The sequence below is a fragment of the Synechocystis sp. PCC 7339 genome, from assembly GCF_019924095.1.
Lineage (GTDB): Bacteria > Cyanobacteriota > Cyanobacteriia > Cyanobacteriales > Microcystaceae > Synechocystis.
The window spans coordinates 3,483,175-3,499,454 of sequence record NZ_CP063659.1; the positions used below are offsets into that span (position 1 = coordinate 3,483,175).

24 protein-coding genes and 1 tRNA gene are annotated in these 16,280 nt (G+C 46.8%); 7 read left to right on the forward strand and 18 right to left on the reverse strand.

The window, feature by feature from the left end:
* Positions 1-67: 67 nt before the first annotated feature.
* The 11 genes from IQE94_RS16530 to IQE94_RS18730 form a co-directional block, all read right to left on the reverse strand.
* On the reverse strand, positions 68-763 hold the full coding sequence (locus IQE94_RS16530; protein ID WP_212719851.1) for a PD-(D/E)XK nuclease family protein: 696 nt from the start codon (positions 761-763) through the stop codon (positions 68-70).
* Positions 764-957: 194 nt separating this feature from the next.
* Positions 958-1,452 carry a hypothetical protein gene (locus IQE94_RS16535; RefSeq protein ID WP_212719849.1) on the reverse strand — a complete coding sequence of 165 codons (495 nt, stop codon included), beginning with the start codon at positions 1,450-1,452 and terminating at the stop codon, positions 958-960.
* The gene (locus IQE94_RS16540; protein WP_223342337.1) at positions 1,442-1,804 is read right to left on the reverse strand and encodes a nucleotidyltransferase family protein; all 363 of its coding nucleotides are present in this window, start codon (positions 1,802-1,804) and stop codon (positions 1,442-1,444) included. The genes IQE94_RS16535 and IQE94_RS16540 overlap by 11 nt, the downstream gene beginning before the upstream one ends.
* A 60-nt stretch (positions 1,805-1,864) precedes the next feature.
* On the reverse strand, positions 1,865-2,194 hold the full coding sequence (locus tag IQE94_RS16545) for a DUF29 domain-containing protein (protein WP_223342338.1): 330 nt from the start codon (positions 2,192-2,194) through the stop codon (positions 1,865-1,867).
* The gene (locus IQE94_RS16550) at positions 2,163-2,465 is read right to left on the reverse strand and encodes a hypothetical protein (protein ID WP_223342339.1); all 303 of its coding nucleotides are present in this window, start codon (positions 2,463-2,465) and stop codon (positions 2,163-2,165) included. The genes IQE94_RS16545 and IQE94_RS16550 overlap by 32 nt, the downstream gene beginning before the upstream one ends.
* Entirely contained in the window at positions 2,440-2,958 is a 519-nt protein-coding gene (locus tag IQE94_RS16555) for a PD-(D/E)XK nuclease family protein (protein ID WP_223342340.1), read from the reverse strand. The genes IQE94_RS16550 and IQE94_RS16555 overlap by 26 nt, the downstream gene beginning before the upstream one ends.
* 33 nt (positions 2,959-2,991) lie before the next feature.
* Positions 2,992-3,114, reverse strand: coding sequence for a hypothetical protein (locus IQE94_RS18720; RefSeq protein ID WP_255611322.1), 123 nt, complete (start codon positions 3,112-3,114; stop codon positions 2,992-2,994).
* Between the two features lie 494 nt (positions 3,115-3,608).
* The gene (locus IQE94_RS16560; RefSeq protein ID WP_223342341.1) at positions 3,609-4,172 is read right to left on the reverse strand and encodes a Uma2 family endonuclease; all 564 of its coding nucleotides are present in this window, start codon (positions 4,170-4,172) and stop codon (positions 3,609-3,611) included.
* 28 nt (positions 4,173-4,200) lie between these two features.
* Positions 4,201-4,398: a type II toxin-antitoxin system HicB family antitoxin gene (locus tag IQE94_RS16565; RefSeq protein WP_212719839.1), complete on the reverse strand. Its 198-nt coding sequence runs from the start codon at positions 4,396-4,398 to the stop codon at positions 4,201-4,203.
* A 121-nt stretch (positions 4,399-4,519) separates the two neighbouring features.
* A complete protein-coding gene (locus IQE94_RS18725) occupies positions 4,520-4,690 on the reverse strand; it encodes a DUF29 family protein (RefSeq protein ID WP_370630486.1) in 171 nt (56 codons plus the stop codon).
* Positions 4,684-4,974, reverse strand: coding sequence for a DUF29 family protein (locus IQE94_RS18730; RefSeq protein WP_255611324.1), 291 nt, complete (start codon positions 4,972-4,974; stop codon positions 4,684-4,686). The genes IQE94_RS18725 and IQE94_RS18730 overlap by 7 nt, the downstream gene beginning before the upstream one ends.
* Before the next feature lie 173 nt (positions 4,975-5,147).
* Between IQE94_RS18730 and IQE94_RS16575 the strand changes: the two genes are divergently transcribed.
* Both IQE94_RS16575 and IQE94_RS16580 read left to right on the forward strand, forming a co-directional pair.
* Complete coding sequence (locus IQE94_RS16575; protein ID WP_212719837.1) at positions 5,148-5,405, forward strand: AbrB/MazE/SpoVT family DNA-binding domain-containing protein; 258 nt, start codon at positions 5,148-5,150, stop codon at positions 5,403-5,405.
* Positions 5,392-5,808 carry a type II toxin-antitoxin system VapC family toxin gene (locus tag IQE94_RS16580; protein WP_212719835.1) on the forward strand — a complete coding sequence of 139 codons (417 nt, stop codon included), beginning with the start codon at positions 5,392-5,394 and terminating at the stop codon, positions 5,806-5,808. Before IQE94_RS16575 ends, IQE94_RS16580 begins: the two co-directional genes overlap by 14 nt.
* 171 nt (positions 5,809-5,979) lie before the next feature.
* Here the strand turns inward: IQE94_RS16580 and IQE94_RS16585 are convergent, their stop codons facing one another.
* From IQE94_RS16585 to IQE94_RS16600, 4 genes are all read right to left on the reverse strand, one after another.
* Positions 5,980-6,237: a hypothetical protein gene (locus IQE94_RS16585; protein WP_255611325.1), complete on the reverse strand. Its 258-nt coding sequence runs from the start codon at positions 6,235-6,237 to the stop codon at positions 5,980-5,982.
* A gap of 46 nt (positions 6,238-6,283) precedes the next feature.
* On the reverse strand, positions 6,284-7,114 hold the full coding sequence (locus IQE94_RS16590) for an ABC transporter permease (protein WP_212719802.1): 831 nt from the start codon (positions 7,112-7,114) through the stop codon (positions 6,284-6,286).
* 48 nt (positions 7,115-7,162) lie between these two features.
* Complete coding sequence (locus tag IQE94_RS16595; protein ID WP_223342342.1) at positions 7,163-7,951, reverse strand: Uma2 family endonuclease; 789 nt, start codon at positions 7,949-7,951, stop codon at positions 7,163-7,165.
* 62 nt (positions 7,952-8,013) lie between these two features.
* On the reverse strand, positions 8,014-8,742 hold the full coding sequence (locus IQE94_RS16600) for a Uma2 family endonuclease (protein WP_223342343.1): 729 nt from the start codon (positions 8,740-8,742) through the stop codon (positions 8,014-8,016).
* Between the two features lie 874 nt (positions 8,743-9,616).
* Here IQE94_RS16600 and IQE94_RS16605 point away from each other — a divergent pair.
* A complete protein-coding gene (locus IQE94_RS16605; protein ID WP_223342344.1) occupies positions 9,617-9,931 on the forward strand; it encodes a Wzz/FepE/Etk N-terminal domain-containing protein in 315 nt (104 codons plus the stop codon).
* Entirely contained in the window at positions 9,928-11,904 is a 1,977-nt protein-coding gene (locus tag IQE94_RS16610) for an exopolysaccharide transport family protein (protein WP_223342345.1), read from the forward strand. The genes IQE94_RS16605 and IQE94_RS16610 overlap by 4 nt, the downstream gene beginning before the upstream one ends.
* A gap of 48 nt (positions 11,905-11,952) precedes the next feature.
* On the opposite strand, the gene IQE94_RS16615 is transcribed toward IQE94_RS16610, so the two are convergent.
* A tRNA-Val gene (locus IQE94_RS16615) sits at positions 11,953-12,025 on the reverse strand.
* Positions 12,026-12,121: 96 nt separating this feature from the next.
* Between IQE94_RS16615 and IQE94_RS16620 the strand changes: the two genes are divergently transcribed.
* Positions 12,122-12,676, forward strand: a complete 555-nt coding sequence (locus IQE94_RS16620; RefSeq protein WP_212719794.1) for a metal-binding protein — start codon at positions 12,122-12,124, stop codon at positions 12,674-12,676.
* Between the two features lie 27 nt (positions 12,677-12,703).
* Here the strand turns inward: IQE94_RS16620 and IQE94_RS16625 are convergent, their stop codons facing one another.
* A complete protein-coding gene (locus tag IQE94_RS16625) occupies positions 12,704-13,561 on the reverse strand; it encodes a YaaW family protein (RefSeq protein WP_212719786.1) in 858 nt (285 codons plus the stop codon).
* A 176-nt stretch (positions 13,562-13,737) separates the two neighbouring features.
* Positions 13,738-14,271 carry a translation initiation factor IF-3 gene (gene infC / locus IQE94_RS16630; RefSeq protein ID WP_010871520.1) on the reverse strand — a complete coding sequence of 178 codons (534 nt, stop codon included), beginning with the start codon at positions 14,269-14,271 and terminating at the stop codon, positions 13,738-13,740.
* Positions 14,272-14,538: 267 nt separating this feature from the next.
* Here infC and IQE94_RS16635 point away from each other — a divergent pair, with 267 nt between their 5' ends.
* Together IQE94_RS16635 and dusA are read left to right on the forward strand one after the other, a co-directional pair.
* A complete protein-coding gene (locus tag IQE94_RS16635) occupies positions 14,539-15,147 on the forward strand; it encodes a Uma2 family endonuclease (RefSeq protein ID WP_212719784.1) in 609 nt (202 codons plus the stop codon).
* Positions 15,148-15,158: 11 nt separating this feature from the next.
* The gene (gene dusA, locus IQE94_RS16640; RefSeq protein ID WP_223342346.1) at positions 15,159-16,166 is read left to right on the forward strand and encodes a tRNA dihydrouridine(20/20a) synthase DusA; all 1,008 of its coding nucleotides are present in this window, start codon (positions 15,159-15,161) and stop codon (positions 16,164-16,166) included.
* Positions 16,167-16,280: the final 114 nt, after the last annotated feature.

Consider the following 16,280-nt stretch of genomic DNA (forward strand, 5'->3'; position numbering starts at 1 on the left):
GGGTAATAATAGGGAGTTTGTTATGCTCAAAAAATAAATTGTTCTCAAATAACTCAGATTACTCGTTCTAAAGACCCTCCACTGCGTCTGCATAGCTATAGATTTCAATTCCCAGGGCTTCAGCCACAGGTAAGGCGCGGTTATCCACCATCGGCGAGATCACAATTTTACGATTAATTTCTCGATTTTCACGCTTTGCATAGAAGTCTGCCTTGCGCCCAAAGCTATACATACCAGCTTTATCAATAGAGGATTTTATTTCGCAGGCAATGGTCAGGCCATTTTTAATAATCAGATCAATTTCAACTTGGTCAGGGCGGCCAAAGACATCCCCTTCCTGGTCGTATAGGGTCAGATTAATCACTTCCACGCCAAAGGATTCTCCTAAAATTCCCTTGAGGGCATTACGGAAACTGGCTTCGGAGTATAGCCCCCAACGGGAACCTAAAGCCCCAATTGTACTATCAAAGCGTTTATCCAGCCGCCGAATCTCCGCCAACTGTTCATCCCATTTACGGTTCTGTTCGTTCCATTTATGGTTCTGTTCATCCCATTTACGGTTCTGTTCGTTCCATTTATGGGCTTGTTCCTCGCGATCTCGTTGTAGCTCTGCCAGGATACGGTCAAATTTACTTTCTGTTTCTTGTTTACCAGCGTAATATTCGGAAACGGTACGCAGGACAAAGTCTCTCACCAAAGGCTCTTGGGCAATGAGTTTGGGGAGTTCTTGCTGAATGAGGCTAATGACTTCCGACTGTTGCATGGTTAAATATCACATCAACTTTGAAAGTTTCTGATGGACGAATTGTTGAACCTACATCATAGCCCTGGGCGATCGCCTTTCTAAATCCGCCATTTTCAGACCCCCTAAATTTAGAACAAATTGATTACACTTACTGCAAGCTAGTCAGACGAGGCGATCGCCATCAATCCAAGTTTTTGGTTTATCGACTTAACTTAAGCATTTTCGATGTCCGAGCATTCCAATAAAAACTCTGCGTAACTATCAAGCTCACGTTCAATTATCGGTAGCAGTTTTTCATATACTAACCGCAAATAATCTAATCGTGACCAGTCGTAATCAAAATCGTAATAATATCGTTTGAAGTGGCGAAAACGCCTCAATTCGTCCAGTAGTTGATAGGACTGTTTCGACAAAACAGCTTTACGAATACCAGGAACATCGATACGCATTTTGCGTAAAAGCTCTTTATGCCATTGATTAGGATCAAGATGATTTTCAAACCCCCGAGAAATTCTAAATAGGATAGTTTCTATGCAGGTATAGGTATTGCAGAGGATATCTGCGAGCAATACAGCGTCTCGAATATCTCGCTTGTCTATTGCCGTAAATGTTTGACTATAGGATACATACAGTTGATTTATCTGCTTGAGAACTACTAGACTTTCCCTAATTTCACCGACTAGCAACAGCAATGCTTCATTGTTCATAAATAACCCTCCCCTTCATTGCGATTATTTTCTGAAAAGATGGATGGATGCGCTCAAATTGTAGCAAGTCCAGGGGAAATTGAGTCATTTCTTCCGCTTCTGCTAGCAGTTTCATAAATGAAGCTGAATCTAGCCCAACAATAGCGAGATCAATATCAGATGCCTCAGAAAAATGCCTTGGTTCCAAAAGTGACCCCCATTGAATAATGCCTTGGGGATGATAGTTTTCAATGATCATTGCCACAATATTTTTTGTGTCTTCTTGGGCTGTCTCCCATAAAGCTAAACGTTCGCATCTTTGCTTGTCATTTTTATGCTTGAGATATTGTCTAACCTGGTTAGGGCTAACCATTAGTATTCTGTCCAGATTAATGATATTAATCAATTCTAACGGCGATCGCCAAGTCGGAAGTTAAGGCCAATAACCTTCATCTCGAACCTGTTCAGCATCAAAACAGGGCGTTTCTGGAAGAATAGATTCATCCAGCCCCGTTTCCCGGATCGCCAAATCCCGCCCATCTAACCAAGCTTCCTGCCAGCGACCCTTTAGACCTGAATTTTTGTGTAGCAAACGGTCAATCTGACGCCGTTGTTCCCGAATCGTCGCTCGCCGAGAATTGCCCTGACGTTCTGGTTGATACTGCTTGATCGCCACAGCCTGGGTAGTGTCTACCACCAATAAGTCCACCTCGATGCCTTCTTCGCCATTATCAACGGAAACATCCCGGGATAATTCCCGCACGCACTGCAATGCCCCGCTCTCGAAATAATTTCACCGCCGCCGGGCGTACCTGCCATTCCACAAATTCCCCCAGGCGATTGCCTAATTCTCCCAATTCTTTGTTAACGGCCCTAATTTGCTCATCCGTTTTTTGGCTTTGTTCCTTAAGTAATCGTTCTGTTTGTTGAAAACGGCGATCAGTCTCTGGGAAGAGTCGCTCAGTCTCCTTCTGGGACTTGGCTAATTGCCCCAACAGCGCCCAAACTTTAAAGATTTTCCACAGTATCAGCATAACTATAAATTTCAATACCTAGAGCCTCTGCCACAGGTCTAGCTCGATCATCCACCATGGGGGAGATGAACATCTTACGACTTACGGAGCTCTGGTGGCGTTGCTGATAAAACGCAACTTTGCGGTCAAAACTGTACATTTCCGGCTTACTGATAGAGGATTTAATCTCACAGACAATCACAGTGTCATTTTTGATAATTAGATCAATTTCCACCTGGTCAGGACGGCCAAACACCATATCCTCGTCATCAAATTCATTGAGGTTTAGCACTTCCCCCCCAAAAGACTCCTCTAAAATTGCCTTGAGGCCATTGCGGAAGCTAGCCTCCGAGTGCAGACCCCACCGAGACCCCAAGGCGCCAATGGTGCTTTCATAGCGACGGTTAGCTTTTTGGATTTCTGCTAAGGTCGCACTGTTCTGGGCTTCTATTCTGTCTAGGCGTTGGGTGTTTTCCTCCCATTTCTGCCGTTGCTCCTCCTGATCGCGTTGCAATTCATCCAGAACACGGTTAAAGCGTTGGTCAAATTATGTACGGGGAGCGTAGTATTCGGAGACGGTGCGCAGAACAAAATCCCGCACTAGAGGTTCTTGGGCGAGGAGTTGGGGCAGTTCTTTTTGGATCAGGTCTTTGATTTCAGCCTTAGTCATAGTGGGCAAAACCCAATTTGTTGTGTCCTTATTCTAGGCGATCGCCATTTATTGGTATTTATTGCCACTGAAAGATTCGCTGCTCTACCTGAAATATTAGATTGATTAATGGGAAGAGTTTTCGTGGGCTGGGTTACTTGTAAAAGCAGTGGAGATGGTTTGGGCATTGAAAAAAATTAATTGTCTACTGTATTACTGTGACGGTCGCCTTTCTAAATCCGTCATTTTCAGACCCTCTAAATTTAGAACAAATCGATTATATTTACTGTAAACTTCTCAGGCAAGGTGATCGCCGATGATTCCCTCTGTGATCCCAACCATGATTGGGAGTAGGATTTTTCGTCTTGGTTTATGCCATAAAATATAAAGGCGATCGTCCTAGAATGATGCATCTTGTCACCAGAAATATTACTGGTGTCTGCTTGTCGCATTCCCAGGCATTAAATATATGGAAAACTTGTCTTGGTTGGGCTTAGTAAGTAGCGTCAAAAATTCTAGTCTAGAGAAAGGCTAAATCCAGGCAGAAAATCCTCTCCGGACAATTTTACGGGGAAATTGATTATTTCCATGGGTTGATTTTGACGATATATTTCCACTTGCTTTTGTTGTCGATTGATTAGCCAGCCTAGTTGCAAACCAGATTTTAGGTACTCTAGCATTTTGTCTTGTAAAGGCTTAAGGCGATCGCTTTTTGATCTGAGTTCAATCACAAAATCAGGACAAATTGGGGGAAAACCCTCCCGTTCTGCTGGGGCTAGTTTTTCCCAATTATTTCGGGAGATCCAAGCGACATCAGGGGAGCGATCACCACCTTGGGGCAAGCTAAAGATTGTCGAAGAGCTAAAGACAATGCCGAGTTGATTTTGATGATTCCAGAGAGATACCTTGAAAATAAGGCTCGCTTCTTGGGCACCACTTTCACCGCCAACTGGGGACATAATAATAAGCTTTCCCTCGGGGTCTCTTTCTAAGATGAGGTCAGGATTATTTTGACAAAGCTGATAAAATTGACCTCGATCTAATGAAACAATTGGCTGAAGGTCTAGAACTGTAGCCATAATCATGCAGATCAGAAGAGTAAATTAGTTATAGAATCAGTTCAACTATTTTGTCGGCTTGACTAATTTTTTCTGGTTTAACCTCCAGATAAAGACTGATGACTTTCTTCAAGTTTGCCATAACCTCCTCCATTGTCTCACCTTGGGTATAGCAGCCCGAAAAAATCGGAATCCCAGCCCAATAACCGCCCTCTTCTGCCCCATGGATAATTGCTTTAATATTCATCACTAGATCACCTTAGCTTTTGACTCAAATGATCCTATCAGACATAGATAAAATTCTTAAAATGCCCCAACCAGATAGCGTCAGCTTACCAGACAAAGTCAAAAAAATAATTATTCAATTCTTAATCAGGAAAAAACTCTGGATTTAGTAACTCATTCGCAGAAAATGGACAACTTTCAGGAAAGAGACCCGCAGATAATTCACTCTTTCTCACGGCCTGGCGTCTTGCTTTTTGATAAATCTTTTCAATCTCCTCTAGGAAGTAATTGTACAAAGCTTTAGACTTTAGCAATAACTCAAGCTCAAAACGAAAATTATCAATTTCAATTTGCTAACCTTTGGCACTTTGGCACAACGTTCCTTCTCTGCATCCCAATATTGATACAATAATAGATGAATGAGTAACTGCCGCAGCCAACTATCCATCTTACGTCTTTGTTCATTGCCCAAGCTGATAATCTCCTCCTTTAAATGCTCCAAATCCAGTTGCTCAAAGTGAGCCTGGTCTAGCAGTTGGTAAGTTTCCTGGAGCCAAAGACAATAATTCTGTTCGTAGAGTGTATTGATAGTATTCATAAAAAATTTCAATTTGAGTGAAAAATCTTTGGTTTTGGCCTTGTCCCCAGTCAAAATTGACCGTTTCCTAGTTAATTTTATTTTAGGGGGTAGATCCGTAGGCGATTGCCTTTATGGATTTTCTTCAATATTTAGTTTGTTATAACTGTCTTACCAAGTAAGACGCTAAGACAATGACGAATGTAACAGTTTCCCAGAAAGGACAAGTGGTGATTCCCATTGAGATCCGCAAGCGACTAGGCATCAAACCCGGTTGTAAACTTTCCTTCTCCTTAGATGGTGAAAGTATTCGTGTAGAACTTCAGCGTCCCCAATCTCATACTGATATAGATGAGGGATTTGGGATGTTGGTTTGTCCACCGACAAAACCCAGATTTCTCAAAGATTTTGACGTTGCCCAAGCGATGCAGGAACAACATGATCGGGGTTGATACCAATATCTTGGCCGGATTTTATGTGAATGATCCTAACGACCCGGAAGCAGAAGAACAAAGAATTTTTGCTTACAAGATTTTTACTGAATCTACCAGTTTGTTTGTCCCTATAACTGTCGTTTTAGAGTTGGAATGGGTGTTACGGGCATTTTATGACTTCCAGCGGGAAGATTTTGCGCGGGTGATTCGTCATTTGTTGGGATTAGAGTATGTGACAGTTGAAGGTTGGGCGCAGGTTTCCCCGGCACTACAGTGGCATTTACAGGGACTTGATTTTGCAGATGCTCTCCATCTTGCTGCTAGTCAACAATGCCAACATTTTGTCAGCTTCGACGATAAACGGTTTGCGCGGCGGGTGGAACGCTTGGGTCTTCAGCCTTCTGTGTTAGTTCCCAAATAAATTTTCGATTTCTAGGGCCGTAAAATCTCCTACAGCAAGGAGACCGGCCATGGTTTCTGCCTATTGGCTATAGTCCCTTTCATAGAGTTGTTTCATGGGAGTATCTGCTTTTTATTTTAATCCAAGTTTAGCTCGACTTTGAGAATATAATAATGGCGATCGCCTTTGGTCTTACCAGGCTTTAGATTGAAATTTGGCATCATTGAGAATCACCAAATCTTCCCCAGATTGGGTAATCACAAACAAACCTTGACGATAGGCGTAACGGGCTACTTCCGATGGGGCCACCATTGCCCCTAGTAGTTGAATATTTTGATAACGAGGTAATAAGCGCTTAAATTTACCCAGCCGCTCCAGCTGTTCATCCACATCCCTTTGGGTCAGTTTACTTTTCACCTCGATCGCCACGGACTGGGCAGTGTCCACCACCAATAAGTCAAACTCTATCCCTTCCTCACCATTATCAATAGTTTAATTAGATCACATCGGCAAAGGTGCGTTCTACTTTGCGAAAATAGAGAATGCCCGTTACGAAAATAACGATCACCAACAGTAAAGACAACAAAAACCCCGGTAAAAAAAGAGTCGATTCTCCCCCCAAAATGGCCCAACGAAAACCATCGATCACACTCACCATTGGGTTAATAGAATAGAGCAACCGCCACCTTTCCGGCACCACATTACTGCTAAAACCCACTGGGGAGATATACAAACCAAATTGGACAATGAACGGCACAATGTAACGAAAATCCCGGTACTTGACATTGAGGGAACAAAGCCACAATCCTGCTCCCATGGAAGCCATAAAAGCAATCAAAATAAATAACGGTAGGGTAATAACGTGCCAACTGGGGAGAAAGTTATACCAAGCCATTAGCCCGAGCATAATCATCCCGGCAATTAAAAAATCGACAAAACTAGTCACTACTGCACTGGTGGGCACCACCAACCGAGGAAAATAAACCTTGGAAATTAAATTGGCATTGGCAATCAGGCTATCGCTAGCCGCACTGAGGGAAGTGGAAAAAAACTGCCAGGGCAACATCCCCGCAAACACCAGAATGGGGTAAGGCACCCCCTCCGAAGGCAAATTGGCCAACTTACCAAATACCACCGTAAATACCACCATGGTCAGAAATGGTCGAATAAGGGCCCAAGCCACACCGATCGCCGTTTGTTTGTAGCGCACCGCAATGTCTCGCCAGGCCAGGGTATAAAACAACTCCCGATAGCGCCATAGATCCTGCCAATACTGACGCTCAGTACGTCCTGCTTCAATAATTAGTTCTGGGGGGGAAGTATTCATACTTTTCGGTAAATTTCTCGTGCCCTGGGGCCCGGTCAACGTTCATTGTTAGGCTTCATCGGGGTCCAGTCCCAACTCTCTTAATTTGGCCGCTAGGCGATCTGCTCTGGATTTTTCCCGTTCTGCCCTCTGGGCTTCCTGTTCTGCCCTGGATTTTTCCCGTTCTGCCCGTTGGGCTTCCCGTTCCGCCGGAGTCAGAATCCAACTATGCTGTTCGTCATACCACCGCAACCAGAGCCGGTCTATACCCTGATATTCACCCCGCCAAAGACCTAGTCCCAATTGGGCTTTTTCCAGCCAGATACCCGGTCCCTCAGGCAATAGTGGTTGGTAAATACCCTGCACTAGGCCAAACGCCCGTAACTCATCGGTGTAGCGATTAAACACAAAATAGTAGGGAATTCGCAAAATCTGCTCATACACCGTCCACTTATTGGGGGGCTGACTGGCATCTCGCAAACTCCGCCCCAGGTCTTCTTTTTCCGTGCCTGGGGAGAGCAATTCCACCACCACCAGGGGGGCAATGCCCTCTTGCCAGATCACATAACTGAGGCGCAAGTCCCGCTGATCATATAAACGGGATACCCCCAACACCCCAAACCAGTCCGGCCGTTTATACCATTGGGGATGTCTTGGGTCGTAGTAAAGATTAAGGTCACTGGCGGCAAAAACATCTTCTCCTTCGTGCTCCGGAGGCAGGAAAGTCTGGCGCAGTAGTTCCGGTTGCAATAAATGGAATTCGTCCGGCAACCCAGGCTCCTCCGGATCTTCGCTCGGTAGGTCATACATGGTGGGTAACGTTTCCCTTGGAGAAAGAGGAGGGTAACTTTGGTACATGGTGTCACAGCCCACTAAACACTGGGTTCAATTATAGGCGATCGCCTTTTTCTCCTTTGCCCTTAGGCTTCGTCGGGGCCTAGCCCCAACTCCTTTAATTTGGCCGCCAGGCGATCGGCCCTGGATTTTTCTTGATCTGCCCTCTGAGTTTCTTGCTCTGCCCTTGCCATGGCCTGGTCAGCCCGGAACATTTCCTGTTGGGCCGCCTCCTCGGGGGTGGGTACCAACATTCCCTCCAGCGAAAAATAGCGCAATTGACCATGGTGGATGCCAAGGAAAAAGCCCAACGCCTCACTCCATAGCCAACCCTGTTCATTGGGTATAATTGGGGAGTATTGGTTGAAATTTAACCTAAAACCGGCAAATTTCAAGGTTTCAGGGGAAAAATAAAAATATTCAGGGGTGTGGAACCTGGTGGCATAAAGATCCAGTTTAGTGGTTCTATCCACCTTCGCAGTGGATTCGGAAAGTAATTCAATAATCAAGTCTGGATAGCGGCCGTCCTCTTCCCACACCACCCAGGAACTACGGGGGTGCCCAGTGGTATTTTTCACCAGAAAAAAATCGGGGCCCCGAAAGTCCCGCTGTTTGAGTTGTTGCCGACTGAAGTAAATGGTTAGGTTAGCACCAATGAAAAAATCATCCCTCCGACGCCACGCCCACTCCAGACTAGTGACCAACAAGAGCAGTTGCATATAGTGCAAAGAACTTTCTATCTCCGGTTCATCACTCAATAACTTAGTGGCATCGGGCATTTGTGCTTCCAGTTCCTGGGCCGTTATTGCTGACATATTGTCCTCCGAATGCTGGTGGAGAAGGGCTGGCTTCCATCATAATGGCTTGCCCCAGGGCAGGCGAAAATCGGGCATTTATGGCCCTATCTTTTCCCTTAACTGCCCATAGGATAAAATTATCAACTTTTCACTGGTTGAATTCCCTAATTTTTGGCCGCACGAATCCTGCATACGTTCTTAGTCTTTTCTAAGAATACGGCAGACGAAACCGAGATCCGTGGGACCGTCGAGGCTCCGGCTAGGGCAGAAAAATTAAGATTCAATTGTTTTTGCGACCGAAAAAATTGTTTAAACTTTCCGGGCGCTGACACCCAGGCTTCCTACCACCGTAAAAGTTAGAGGATCTACCAGTCAGACCAAGCTTTTGCCCCCAAAACGCCAGCCGGTGGCTAAGTGAGTCTGATTACAGTTCAATCTAATTTATTGACCCCGTTTTGTCCAGATGGGGCAGAAAAAAAATATTATCAACTTTTCTTTTCCAATACTTAAGTGTGAAGGATCAAGATTATGAGGACAGGGGCTCTGTGTTAGCACCGGGTCAGCCTAGGGCAATGATAGTCATAAAAATTCCAACTGCCCATCCCCCCCCTGACCACCGACAGCCATCATCATCGGTTTTCAAATCCTCCAATCAATGGCGATCGCCGATTCTGACTCAGTTTTTTGTCCTTCGGCCCTGCCGTAGTCCGAGGAACTAGAACAACCCAGTGAGAGTCCTTCCCAGTAGATCCAGGCTAGTATTGACAGTGCACAGTCACCGAAAATAACGGTAATATTGACCCAAGTAAATAAAACTGCTCTCCCACACTAGGTGCTAAACCATGGCTAATTCCCCAAGCATCCTTGCCCAATAACCATTCCCCCCAAGATAATGACCTACAGTTACCCAGAATTGCCCCAGGGCAGTCCCCCCCCTCCTTTAGTGGGAGTGTATGGTGCTGAAGAAGTGGACTCCTTTTCCCTCAGTAACCTGACAGGAGTATTGAGGAGGAGATGGTGGATTGTTATCTTGGTAGCCCTAGCGGTGGGAGGTCTAAACCTCAAGCGGCAACTTGATAAGCCGCCGGTTTTTCAATCCAGTTTCCAGTTACTGGTATCCCCCCCGAGAATGAAACCGTTAACCCTCTGGCCCAACTCCAGGGTTCGGGACTGCTGGGCAGCCTTCCCCGGGGTAAAGAATATTTGAATACCCAGTCGGAAATCCTACAAAGTAATATTCTGCTAGAACCGGTGTGGAGCCAAATCTACGATGCCCTCCCCCCAGAGGAGCAAATTTCCTATAGCGGTTTTCTGGCTAACCTGTCGGTGATGGTGGTGCCGGACACAGGCATTGTTGAAATCAGCTACCGGGGCAATGACCAAGAAAGAGTCAAGGCAGTTTTAGAAGCCCTAGCTGAACAATATTTGGACTACACCCGTAGGGAACAGGCCAGACAGGAGAGCGACAAACTCCGCTTTGTTAATGACCAGTTACCCAAATTCCAAGACCGGGTGGCAGAGTTGCAAGCGCAAATGTTGGCCTTACAGCGGCAATATAAGTTTTTTGACCCTAGCCAGACAGCAGGAAATATCAGCTCGCGCCTCAACGAAATTAATGTGATCCGGCAAAATTTGTCGATCAAAATCCAACAACTAACGGCCAAACGAGATGCCCTGGAACAAAAAACAGGCATAGATAACAACAGTGCCTTTGGTTTGAGCTCCCTGGGGCAATCCCCGGTCTATGCAGGCCTAGTGAGTCGTCTCAACGAAATCAACCTCAAATTGGCGGAGGCCAGCACCATCTACACTGGTAATAGCCCCCAGATTGAACAGTTGCAAGAAGAAAAGGATAACGTTTTACAGTTGATCAGGGCCGAAGCCGAAAAGGAAAAGGGGATCCTCAGCAATGGAGATTTGGCTCAGGTTCTCACCGCCACGGACGTGGGGGGCCCCAAGGCAGAAGCTTTGCAAGAACTTGCCAGTGTGGGCATTGAACTAGATATTCTCAACATTGAACTGGCAAACATCATTGAGTCGGAAACAGAACTGAGAAATCAACTGGAAAATTTCACCACCATTGCTGGCGAGTTTGCCAGTCTCCAACAGGAATTAGAGCTCCAAAGAAGTGGTTTAACCCAATTAGTGACCACAAGGCAGGCACTGGAGGTGGAGGTGGCGAGGAGCTTTGTGCCGTGGCGATTAGTGTCCGCCATTACCCTACCTGATAAACCAATCAACACCTTGCCCAGGGATATTTTACTCTCTGCCATGCTGGGTCTTCTGGCCGGGGGAGGCGCCGCTTTATTAGTGGATAAATTGGATCCTGCCTATCATAGTGTCGAAGATTTAAGAGTTAGTCAGCATCACACCATCCTGGGGTACATTCCCTTGGAAAAGGAGCTGCGGGCTAGTATCAAGTATGGTTCCCCCCTGCCCAATGAAGCCATGCAGGAGTCCTACGCTAAGCTTTATTCCAACCTATTTTTCCTCAAGCGCAAACGCCAGTGTCATTCCTTTGTGGTCACCTCCGCCGAATCCGGCGATGGGAAGTCCACTACGGCTTTTTTCCTGGCCCAGGCCGCCGCTAAGTTGGGACAAAAAGTTCTACTGGTAGACGGCGATCGCTATTTTCCCCAAAAACAGGCTTGGTTAAAATTGGCCGAAATTACTGGCTTTGGGGGGAAAAATATTCCTCCCGATGGTAATGGCGTGCTCACTACCCTGGCGGCCAACTCCAATGGCCAGAACGGTGATTTACCCGAGCTTTTGGGCAAGAACCTGTTCTATTTCAAAGTCCAAGATGACACCATGACCCCAGAGCAGTTGGTTTCTGCTTCCCAGAACTTTGTGGTCAAAATGAACGAGTGGAAAGAAACCTTTGACTTGATTTTAATTGATACACCCCCTATTTTAGGACTGACCGATTCCCGCCTGATTGCAGACCAGACCGATGGCTTGGTGGTGGTGGTACGCCTTAATAAAACCCGTAAGGACAGCCTCAAGGAAGCCTTTAGGGAATTGGCCTTGGCGGATTTGAATGTGCTGGGGATCGTTGCCAATGCCATCACTTCCACATCTGGCGGTTATGGTTATTACTATGGCAGCTACTACAGCAACCGCTATTATGAGCGTCAAAAGTCAGCCAAGGCTAGGGATGAAGCAGCAAGCAACGTGTAGCCTGGACAATCTGATCTTAACCCAATTATTTAAGTTAAAAAATTTGTATGGGCGATGACGGGCTCGAACCGCCGACATCCTGCTTGTAAGGCAGGCGCTCTACCAACTGAGCTAATCGCCCTTTACTCATGCTTAACCACTATATCATAGGTTATCGTTTTGTTCGATCGCCGTCGGAAAAAATTTTTCCCGGTGGCCCATCCCTTTTTTCTTGACTATGCCCGCAGGTAAAATCCATGACCGCATTACCCTGGGGGCCATCCCCGCCGTTATGGCCATAGCGTTCATCAGCACTGGCAGTACTCGGCTGACCCTACTCATGGCGATCACCTTTGGGTTTAGTGGGCTGATGTTTGGCCCGGATTTGGACATTCATTCCTGCCAATATAAACGGTGGGGCTGGCTGAGGTGGATATGGCTCCCCTACCGCCGCTTTATTCCTCACCGATCGCCCCTTTCCCACGGCTTTTTAATTGGTACGATTTTGCGATTGTTGTACCTAGGTGGTTGGTTGTTGTTAGCAGCCCTAGGGGGGGGGATAGTATTGGTACTGTTACAAAAGCTTAATTTACAGGGGATTGACTGGTCGATCCTAGGGCAATGGCTGGAGCGCCACCGTTGGGAACTACTAACAATTTTTGTTGGCTTGGAAGCAGGGGCCATGGCCCATAGTATGAGCGACTGGGGCGGTAGTTGGCTCAAAAAAAAGCTCAAGCCACAGCAAAAAAAACACTCTAGCCAAGGGAAGTCTAAATCTCGCCGTCGTTCCTAGTTTCCCCTCATTTTTGCGGGGTCAAACCTAGGCCAATTGCCAACAGGTTTCCCTCGTTAAGCGAATTTGGGCCAGGGTAAAAATAACCGGAATAATGCGTCCATAGTTAGTGGCGATCGCCCGCCAGCCCAGATCTGCCAAGAATAATCCCCACAGGGCCGGCCCCAACACCGAAAAAATGGTCCGCACTGCCCCGTAGCGAGCCGTTCCCATCAGCACCCCCTGCTTGGCAGTTTGGAGGGCTAACTGATTTTGTAACTGACCTGCCGCATTCAGTCCTCCCTTCACCAACATTGATTTAGCCACCTGATATTGGGCTATGTGTACCGTCAACTGCTGTAAAATGCGCCCCAACAGCAGAGGCCGCAGTACCGAACTAACGGCGATCGCCCCTCCTCCCTTGAGGATGACATTAACGGGGTTATGTTGAATTTGCAGCGGCAGGGGTTCCGGGAGGGGAGAATTAATCAGGGACCGTTGAATTTTGCGGGTTAAATTATTTTGTTCCGCCGGGGGCAACTTTTGCCAAGCCTGGTTAACTAGGTGGAGAAAGATATCCGTTTCCAAATCTAAGGTGGTCATCTGTTGGGCGTAGGGCACCTTGAGGAATTGACAAACCCGAATTAGGGTGTCTCGGTAGCTGAATTTTTTGGTCTTGCCCCGCAAAACCGTCAGGCCATCGGCGGCCAGGTACCGAAATCTTTCCTCCAGGGAACTTTCCCACAGGGGGCGGTCCAGGCTTTGCACCTCCACCGGCAGAGGGGTTTGCAGATAATCCAAAGGGTTAAACTTTCGACAAAAAAGAATTTGAGTTAGTTGGGTCAGTTCATCCTCCGTCGCCAACTCCAACGCTGAACGCAGTTCGTCCAAAACTTTTTCCTCCACCAGTGGGGCTCTGCTGATTTCCCCATTCTAGGACAGGGGCCGAAAACTTGTGCTGCCCTCCGGCAAGATTGCCTCTGTAACAGCTATGCAAAAAATCCCCTCAGATGGTCTCAGGGGATGCAAAAAATTATTTAAACTATTTAATTTAACGGTTTGGGTTCACCGTTCCCATAGGGCTAGACCTTTTTGGGGGAAAGGAACATCATCATATTGCGTCCTTCCCGTTTGGGAGCCTGTTGGATGTCCGCCTCGGTGGCCAAATCCGTTGCCATGCGGTCTAGTAGTTCCTTTGCTAGGTGGGCATGCTGAATTTCCCGACCCCGGAAGTTCACCGTGGCTTTAACTTTATCGCCAGCTTTGAGGAAGCGCTTGGCCTGATTAATGCGCACTTGATAGTCGTGTTCATCAATTTTGTACCGCATTTTTACTTCCTTAACGTCGGCGGTATGCTGTTTTTTCTTGGCTTCCCTGGCTTTTTTCTCCTGCTCAAATTTATATTTGCCGTAGTCCATGATGCGGCACACCGGCGGATCGGCGGTCTCACTCACTAACACAAGGTCGAGCCCCCGCTCGTCGGCGATTTCCATGGCTTCATTGGGGGTAATAATCCCCAATTGGGCACCGTCACTGTCAATGACTCGTATTTCTGGGAAACGTATTCTTTCGTTAATTTGAGGTAGGTCGCGTTGGGGTCTTCTTTTATCGGCCACAGGTGTTTTTTGTTGAAGTTTGTAGGTAATGTTGGGTTTACAAGCGAAAATGCTGACTTTGCCATTTTACCGATTCTTTCGGATTTTCGGCCCGCAATCTATTCGCTCTCCCCTAGGGTACTCCCCCCTCGGGAAACGGTAAATGGGGTTATCCGGCCAGTATTCTAGCTTTCCTTGGCTGACCAAGGGCGATCGTAAAGATATTTAACGAAAGGGAGTGAGGCAATAGAATGGAGACAATCAATTTAGACAAATTTGGCAAGGCAGATGGTTGCTCTCTCCTCCAATGGATACTTTTCCCCCGACGATTACCTAGAGTTGGAAAGCCGCAGTGATGTTAAGCATGAATACATCGATGGCCAGATTTGTGCCATGGCCGGGTCAACCAAGGCCCACAACATAATTTCTCTCAATTTAGCTCTGGCTTTGCGCTCCCGCCTGATGGGAAATAATTGTCAGGTGTTTATGGCGGATATCAGGGTGATGCTTTTAAATCAGAGACGTTACTATTATCCCGATGTTGTGGTTGCTTGCGAAGATAATGATGATACCAATTCTTCTATAGTTCAATATCCCAGGGTGATTGTTGAAGTGCTGTCGGAATCCACGGAAAGCTTTGACCGGGGCAAAAAGTTTCAGGATTACCGCACCTTGCCCAGTTTGTGGGCGTATATTTTGGTCAATGCTCAACAATATTTGGTGGAGTGCTTCCAGCGGACTCCCCAGAATTTTTGGTTGCTGAAGTCCTATGAGGGCCTAGAGGCGATCGCCGACATTGAAACCCTGAATTTGGCCATTCCTTTGGCGGAAATTTATGCCAGCTTGGATCCGTCCCTACTCGTAGATGAAGTTGGCGTGGAGCCTGACTTGATGTAAGTATTGTCCTGATGACAAAAATTTTTGCTGATTCTTCTATTAATCCCCTCAGTGTGGCCCCCATGATGGATCATACTGATCGCCATTTTCGTTATTTTCTGCGTCAACTGACCCGCCACACCCTGCTGTACACGGAAATGATCACCGCCCAGGCCATCCTCCACGGCGATCGCCCCAAACTGCTGGATTTTAGTCCGGAGGAAAAACCAGTGGCCCTGCAATTGGGGGGGGATAACCCGCAACTGTTGGCCGAATGTGCTCGCATTGGCCAGGATTGGGGCTATGACGAAATTAACTTAAATGTGGGCTGTCCCAGCGATCGGGTGCAAAGCGGTAATTTTGGTGCTTGCCTCATGGCCCAGCCGGATTTGGTTGCCCAATGTGTGGAAGCGATGCAAAAGGCAGTGGGAGTTCCCGTTACCGTTAAACATCGCATTGGCATCGACAACCAGGACAGTTATGAAGACTTAGTGCATTTTGTCAAAATCGTGGCCAACGCTGGCTGTCAAAGATTCACTGTCCACGCCCGCAAAGCTTGGCTCCAGGGCCTCAGTCCCAAGGAAAACCGCACCATTCCCCCCCTACGTTACGAGGATGTTTATCAATTAAAGAAGGATTTTCCCCAGTTATTGATTGAAATTAATGGCGGCATCACCCAAATGGAGCAAATTCAACGACATCTCCACCATGTGGATGCGGTGATGATTGGCCGGGCCGCCTACGAAAATCCTTACCTTTTTGCTTCGGTGGACCGGGATATTTACAAAAAAAACACTGGGGTACCCAGTCGAGCCGACATTGTGACACGTATGTTGCCCTACGTGGAAGAGCGTTTACGCCATGGCGATCGCCTTAATCAAATTACCAGGCATTTATTGAGCTTATTTAATGGTCAACCCAGGGCTAAATTTTGGCGCCGTACCCTGAGCGATTCCCGTCTATTAGCGTCATCTGGGCCGGAACTGTTACAAAAAGCCCTCCAAGCCCAACAATCCCAGGACGTTCTGCAACCCGTTTAATGTTTAATAAAGTGACATTGCTAGCCAATGATCCTCTCCAAGGAGGGTAAGTCATCGTCATTGCCCTCTGTCCGCAGGGGAGCGAGGGGACGTTAATTATAATTTTCGAGCTTT